Consider the following 6,122-nt stretch of genomic DNA (forward strand, 5'->3'; position numbering starts at 1 on the left):
CCCGACGGCCGGCATCGGATCTGTGCCATCCACGCCTTCCGCCCCCTCAAGTGCCGATCTTTCCCCCTCTCTCTGGAACACGCCGAATACTCCCATTGCCGGGCCTTCGAACCACCTGACCCGGCCGTATTGGCCCCTGTCCTGCCCCAAAGTCCCGCAGTCCTTCCCGGTCTCGCACCAGAGCCAGTTCCGCTCTGAGACCTTGGCCCCAACGCCCTATTTTCCGAACACTTTGCGCAGAAGATCCGTGGTTCTTCTGGCTGGATCCTTGCGGATGGCCGCCTCTTCCACGGCCACGTAGTGAAAAATACCGTCCAGGCATTTCTCGACCACATATCCGTTCAGGTCTGTCTTGACATCGGGAACAAAGGGCAATTTCTCGTAACGGCCCATCATCGTGTCGTAGGCCTGCACTGCACCGGACTCGGCCATGGCCTGCCCGACCACCGGCTGCATCTCCTTGGCCAGTTCGGGAGCCATGGAACGGCGGAAATAACTTGTGGCCGCATCATCAGGACCGTTTAAGATTTGGGACACATCCTGGATGGTCATGGTCTGGATGGCCTGCATGAACAAGGCCTTGGCCCTGGGTGTGGCCTGTTCCGCGGCTTGGTTCATCTTCGATTCCAGATCGTCGGCTAGACCGGCCTGCCCGACTGCCTGCAAGGCCTTCTGGACCTTGCGCAGCTGCCCTGGGATGGGAATGTGGACGGCCTCATCCAAACTGAAGCCGCCTGGCACGCCGAGCCTGCTGACCACCGCATCCGTTCCCACCCGCAGGGCCTCTTTCAGCCCCTCGCTCATTTCGGCCTGGGTCAATCCGCCCGAACCTGGCCCGAGCATGTCCAGCCCTCGCTGGATCAGTGGATTCTGGGCTCCGACGGATGAAGCGAGAATCAGGACGGCCAGGGTGGTCAGGACGAAAACACATTTGGAATGTCTCATGAAACCCTCCAAGATTCAGGTGTTGGCTTTCGGCCCCGTCTATGGAAAGAGTTGAAGGACATCAAGATGGCAATGGGGTCAATGATCAGCAGCCAGCTTTACCTCGTGCGCGGTAGCCTTGACTCTTTCCGATCGAAAGCCGACGAAAAATTCGAACCATCTCTCAAGAAGTCACGACAACAGGAGAGAAACATCATGCGGTACGAATCATCGTTCAAAATCGGCGGCTGGCCCCTGCTGTCCATCGCAACAGGTCCGGACCGGAAAAGAGCAGGTACCCGGGGAGTGGCCAAAGGCATCATTGCCGTGGGCGACTTGGCCGTGGGTGTCGTGGCCGTCGGAGGTGCTGCCTTCGGCGTCGTGGCCCTGGGCGGACTCTCTGTCGGACTGGTGACCTTGGGAGGCATTGCGGTCGGAGGGCTGGCCGTGGGAGGCTGGGCCATTGGCGGCTGCGCCATCGGGTATAATGCCCTCGGCGGATTCGCTCTGGGCTATTTCAGCAAAGGCGGACTGGCCATCGGCATCCACCCCGCCGGCGGGTTGGCCATCCCACTGAACTGAGGGTCTCTCGTGCGCTTCGTTCCCCACTGGTTCATCATGCTGGCCCTGATTCTGACCGCCTTGGGCATCGCATTGGCCATCATGGTTCCGTGGCTAGTCAAATGAACTCGGACGGCATCCGGAGTGTTCCTACTGGCCCTCCTCCGGCTTTGATCCGCATCATTGGAGTCTTTGAAGTCTCTCGATATCCTTTTGAAACCGGCAGACTTCATAGTACAGAGAGGGCATACGGCGATTTGTGCCGCATGCCCTCTCTGCATAAGCTTTTTCGACCGCGTGGAGCTGTTCCTACTCCTTCATTACCGGGCAGGAGCCACAACCGAACAGATTGTTGAATCGACCTTTGTTTGAACGGACAAAAATTGATTTTTTTATTTTCTCAGCGAGTTCAGCATGGCTTCCGCATGCGGGGCATGGCTGAAAATCAGAGCCAGACGGGAGCAGGGATAATCCTCACATTGGGCGCAGGTCTCGACATTTCGCTCGACGGCGCATTTTCTTACTTCGCACATATTCTCGCAATAATGCACCTTCACACCGGATGAGTGGCACCCCGTACAATTGATGTATTCTGGAAGAATCTGGACTTTGTAAGCCTCCGTCCATTGATTTGCCACTTTTTTCCGCAGAATATCATCATCGGTTGCCGTCGCGATGAACGCCTCGCATGTGCCGCAATCGATCCCACAAAAAGCGATCATGTCACACCTCCTTTGATTGGCTTTTTTCGTTATTGAAAATTCTTTTCCAGGCACAGACGGCCATGCATGTCGAGGTCAATAGCCTGTAATTTCGATTAACCATCTCACATCCTCTCATACACCGCCTGGCCCCCAACCACAGTCATATCCACGAAATCATCCCAACCTGAGACCTCCAAGCCTTCAATGGTCAGGGGATGCTCAATCATGAAACGATCCGAGGCCACCTCCCGCAAGTCGATATTGAAGAGCACAAGGTCGGCCAACTTTCCGATCTCTATAGATCCGATACGGTCCTCAAGCATTAGGGCCCGGGCCGAGCCCATGGTGTAATGGCCCAAGGCGTCCTCGATCCCAATCTTCTGCTCCGGTCCCCAGGCATCCGAGAACTCGTGGTTCAGACGATGCACGGCCACAAACAGCCCGTACATGGGGTTCAAAGGCCCAGCGGCCCAGTCACTGCCGAAGGAGAGATCAACCCCGACGTCCTGCAGGGATTTCCAGGGGTCGTAGCGCTGAACACGGTCGAACCCCAGGCGGATTTCGCCGTTGGCGTTCCCGAAAAATTGGGCAGGCTGCATGGCCGCGAGTACGCCCAGACGGGCCAAGCGCGGCAAGTCCTCGGTCGGTTCGGGCAACTCGCAATGCTCAAGCCTGTGTCTGGCGTTGCGCGGACCGTTGATCTCGGCCGCATTCTCATAGGCATTCAGTACCCGACGGATTCCCCCGTCCCCGATGGCGTGGGTGCAGCATTGCAGGCCCATGCCGTCCAGCAGGGCCACGACATGATTGAAATTCTCCTGGGTCCATGTGGCCTCGCCGCATGTGTCCGGCCGGTCGGCGTAGGGTTCCAGAAGCAGGGCCGTGTAGCTGTCCAGCACACCCTCGATGTAGAGCTTGGCCGAATCGCCCAGGAACAGATGTTCGTCGCCCCTTGGGTTGTCCAGGGACTGCCAATATTCCAGATTGGCCCGCAGTCCGTCCTCGTCCTCAAGGCTGTGGCTACCGACATAGTACGAGCCCCGGGCCCGGACCCGCTCCAGGCCTCCCTCATCGTGGAACTCGATCAAAAGGGGCAGGAATGACCGATAGAGTTGGACATCGTTGAAGGCCGTAAGGCCGAAAGACAAGGCTTGGTCCAGCATGGCCGCCATGGCCGCGAACATCCTAGACTTCATGCCCGGTCCCAGTTCGTCGATGGTGTAGAAGTCCAGGGGATTGAAGGCGTGGAAATGCATGAGCACCCCGGAATATTCCCCCGTCTCGTCCACGGCCGGATCCAGATGTCGAAATGCCGTGGCGTTTCTGGAGACAAGCTGGCGGACTGCCTCGGTATTCAACCAGCCGGTATTCCCGTCGTAGGACATGAGGAGCATGGGCCTGTCGGCGATGATGGCATCGCCCATCTCCTTGTTCGGCATCTGCCTGGGAATGTAGGCATACTGCCAGCCCACTCCCATGACCAAGGCGTCGTCCGGATACCCGGCCGCCTGAGCCCGGACCAGGTCTGCAACCTCGTCAACGCTGACGGCCTTGTACAGTTCCTTGGTCATCATGGACTGCAAGGCCCCTATCCAAAGAACATGGCAATGGCTGTCGATGAAACCCGGGGTGAGCATCCGGCCCCGGGCGTTGACGACCCGGGTATCGGCAGTGATGAACCGGTCCGCACCGGCATCCTCGCCCACGAAGATGATCCGGTCGTCTTGAACGGCCACGGCCTCGGCCCAGGGTCTGGCCGGATCGGAGGTGAACACCGTGGCATTGACAATGGCCAGATCGGCGGAGCGGTCTGCACTGGAGTCGGAGTCACCGGTGCACCCGGCCAGAAAGGCCAGCAGCACCCAGCCAGTCACGAAAAGGGGAAGAGCACGCGTTTTCATGGTCTACCTTCCGGTGTCGGAGATGATGGGAGTCAACTATTCAGGGATGTCTACAGATATCAAAAATGGTGCACCCGCACCCTACCGCCCGGTGAGGGACGATCCTATCTCCTTATCGAGGAGTTCATCGTAGGTCGCCAGCCCCGTCGCCCTTGCTGAAAGTTCAGTGAGGGGCACGATATCTTCCCGCCCAATATAGCGAAGTGCAAATTTTCGATTCAGAGCCATGAACTGTTTGAGACCGACGGAAACCCGGTTCAGGTAGGAATAGAGGCCAAGGGCCCCCGTGGGGATATCGGACGCTTCGTCGCCATATTCGGCCTTGAGGAGGCGAAAGTCCGCGAAGACTTCTTCAATGCAGGTCCCGAATCGGGCATAGCCCTCAGGTAATGAGCCGTTTTGCAGTGCCTTCCCAACCTGCCGCCCCACCGAAGCGGCGGCCATAGCCGCACGGCCAAGAGCAATCATGCGAACATATGGAGAACCGAGAGCCAGACCCTTGTATATATGATCCTCCGTCGCAAACCCGCCGGCCATGGCGAGTGGCGGCAATGGCCTTTCTTCCTTTTCCAATCTCTCCAAAATGCGGCAAGCAATAACCTCGAGCGTCACTGTCGGCATGCCCCATTCGTTCATCATCTTTACCGGACTGTGACCGGTACCGCCCCCCGCCCCGTCGAGAGTGACAAGGTCTACACCCGATTCCGAAGCGACTTCGATGATCGTGGTAATGTCCCGAGGATCAAAAGGGCCTGTTTTGAAACAGACCCGCTCGGCTCCCAGACTCCGCAACTCGGCCACCCGCCGCACAAGCTCCTCAGGATTCCACATCGGCAGTTTGCCGATCTTCTCAAAGACGGGGCCCACGCCCCGGGCATAGGCTTCGGCAACCACTGGATTTGTTGGATCCGGGACGACAATATACCCGAGTTCCTTGAAACGCAGCGCATCCTTGATATCCGGAACACGGCCCATGCCCTGGATGCCCTTGGCCGCCTGCCCGAATTTCAACTCAACCGATTTAATGCCAAGTTTGTCGATGGCGTATTCGAGAACGCCATGGAATTCATCATCGGGGTTGGCCTGGAGCACGATGTCACCGAAACCGCGATCATACCGCCTGAACGTGGATACCATCCTTGCGATCAATGGCGACTCGACGACTCGATGCCCTCGGACCACGAGTCCGGGATCTTTGGCGACAACGTCCTCTCCAATGACAACGGGAATACCGGACAGCGCCGCGCCGGCGTAGTATTCTTCCCATGCCAGTTTGGCCATTGCCGGAAGGATAAACGGGGCTTTAATTTTAACGGCATGGGCATTTCCAAAAACCGAGGAAATGTCCGCGTTTGGAAAATTGGCCACACATGGATCGGCAGGAAGCCCCGACGCCCCAAAGACCCGGCCGTTGATATTGAAGTGTGAAAAATCGAGCGGATAGCGTTTTTCCGAGGCAAACTGATTCGTGTCGGCGGAAAAAGGAAGTATAGCTTCGGAACCGCGAAGTGCGGAAAGGCCGATCTCACACGGTCCGAGGCAATCGGCAGTACAGACGGCACACATCCCGGAAATGTCGGCAATATGGCCCTGGCTGCGCAGGCGGGTATTGGTGATCGAACTCCCTAGGGCTGGGCTATACTGCATTTATTCAATCTCCTTGATCAGACATTGAGTGCGGGGCAAGGCTTGATGTCAACGCATCAGCAACGAGGGGCATGGTTGGAAAATGGGGAAGGCCAAGATCACGTACCACTTTTTTACACAGGTCATGAATATTTTTCTGAATATTCATATTGCTGTTTTTGATGACAGCAGAATGAATCTTTTGTTTGACACTCGTATTTCAGTGCTTCATTTGCATTTTTACCGATTTGACGAGCCGGCCAAAGGCTTTGTCCTTTCTCCGTTTGTCAAAATATGACATCTCGTAAAATTCCGACTCCTTCTTGAGCTTGATGTAGCTGGCATACCGATCTTCACTCAGCTCTCCGCGCTCGACCGCGGCCCGGACAGCGCAACCTGCTTCGTG

General features: G+C 57.1%; 6 protein-coding genes and 1 pseudogene. 2 read left to right on the forward strand and 5 right to left on the reverse strand.

Annotated features, from left to right (window positions below; translation table 11 throughout):
• Positions 1–111: pseudogene (locus tag EOM25_11485) on the forward strand (YkgJ family cysteine cluster protein).
• A gap of 105 nt (positions 112–216) precedes the next feature.
• Here EOM25_11485 and EOM25_11490 read toward each other — a convergent pair.
• Positions 217–945, reverse strand: coding sequence for a DUF4197 domain-containing protein (locus tag EOM25_11490; protein ID NCC25795.1), 729 nt, complete (start codon positions 943–945; stop codon positions 217–219).
• A 195-nt stretch (positions 946–1,140) separates the two neighbouring features.
• Between EOM25_11490 and EOM25_11495 the strand changes: the two genes are divergently transcribed.
• Positions 1,141–1,506 (forward strand): hypothetical protein, encoded by a 366-nt coding sequence (locus EOM25_11495; protein ID NCC25796.1) that lies wholly within the window; start codon positions 1,141–1,143, stop codon positions 1,504–1,506.
• 371 nt (positions 1,507–1,877) lie between these two features.
• Here EOM25_11495 and EOM25_11500 read toward each other — a convergent pair whose 3' ends face one another.
• From EOM25_11500 to EOM25_11515, 4 genes are all read right to left on the reverse strand, one after another.
• A complete protein-coding gene (locus EOM25_11500; protein NCC25797.1) occupies positions 1,878–2,207 on the reverse strand; it encodes a DUF3795 domain-containing protein in 330 nt (109 codons plus the stop codon).
• 104 nt (positions 2,208–2,311) lie between these two features.
• A complete protein-coding gene (locus EOM25_11505; GenBank protein NCC25798.1) occupies positions 2,312–4,090 on the reverse strand; it encodes an amidohydrolase in 1,779 nt (592 codons plus the stop codon).
• Between the two features lie 81 nt (positions 4,091–4,171).
• Positions 4,172–5,737, reverse strand: coding sequence for an FMN-binding glutamate synthase family protein (locus tag EOM25_11510; protein NCC25799.1), 1,566 nt, complete (start codon positions 5,735–5,737; stop codon positions 4,172–4,174).
• Positions 5,738–5,936: 199 nt separating this feature from the next.
• Positions 5,937–6,122 (reverse strand): ribosome small subunit-dependent GTPase A (locus EOM25_11515; protein ID NCC25800.1); only part of this gene is annotated, 186 nt, incomplete at its 5' end.

This window comes from Deltaproteobacteria bacterium (assembly GCA_009929795.1).
Lineage (GTDB): Bacteria > Desulfobacterota > Desulfovibrionia > Desulfovibrionales > Desulfomicrobiaceae > RZZR01.